Annotated in this window: 1 protein-coding gene; it reads left to right on the top strand. The window is 66.7% G+C overall.

All coding sequences use genetic code 11. The features are described 5' to 3' along the window. A partial coding sequence (locus tag ACTWPW_RS64400) for a DNA-directed RNA polymerase subunit beta (RefSeq protein ID WP_443175070.1) occupies positions 1–832 on the top strand: 832 nt, incomplete at both ends.

Here is an 832-nt window from a genome sequence, read left to right as displayed (position 1 = left end):
AAGGGCGTCATCTCCAAGATCCTGCCGGTCGAGGACATGCCGTTCCTGGAGGACGGCACCCCGGTCGACATCATCCTCAACCCGCTCGGCGTGCCCGGCCGGATGAACGTCGGCCAGGTCCTGGAGATGCACATGGGGTGGATCGCCGCCAGGGGCTGGGACATCTCCGGGATCGAGGAGGCGTGGGCCGAGCGGCTGCGTGACAAGGGCTTCGAGAAGGTCGCCCCGCGCACCAACATGGCGACCCCGGTCTTCGACGGCGCGCGGGAGGAGGAGATCGTCGGGTTGCTCGGCAGCACCGTTCCCAACCGTGACGGGGAACGGCTGGTGGAGAGCAGCGGGAAGGCCCGGCTGTTCGACGGCCGCAGTGGTGAGCCGTTCCCGTATCCGATCGCGGTCGGCTACGTCTACATCCTCAAGCTGCTCCACCTGGTCGACGACAAGATTCACGCTCGGTCGACCGGCCCCTACTCCATGATCACCCAGCAGCCGCTCGGCGGTAAGGCCCAGTTCGGTGGCCAGCGCTTCGGTGAGATGGAGGTCTGGGCGCTGGAGGCGTACGGCGCCGCCTACGCCCTGCAGGAGCTGCTGACCATCAAGTCCGACGACGTCATCGGCCGGGTGAAGGTCTACGAGGCCATCGTCAAGGGCGAGAACATCCCCGAGCCGGGCATCCCCGAGTCCTTCAAGGTCCTCATCAAGGAGATGCAGTCGCTGTGCCTCAACGTCGAGGTGCTCTCCAGCGACGGCATGTCCATCGAGATGCGCGACACCGACGAGGACGTCTTCCGCGCGGCGGAGGAGCTCGGCATCGATCTGTCCCGGCGTGAGC

Origin of the sequence: Nonomuraea sp. KM90, assembly GCF_052246675.1 — a bacterium.
Lineage (GTDB): Bacteria > Actinomycetota > Actinomycetes > Streptosporangiales > Streptosporangiaceae > Nonomuraea.
This window is presented reverse-complemented; position numbering and strand designations above follow the sequence as displayed.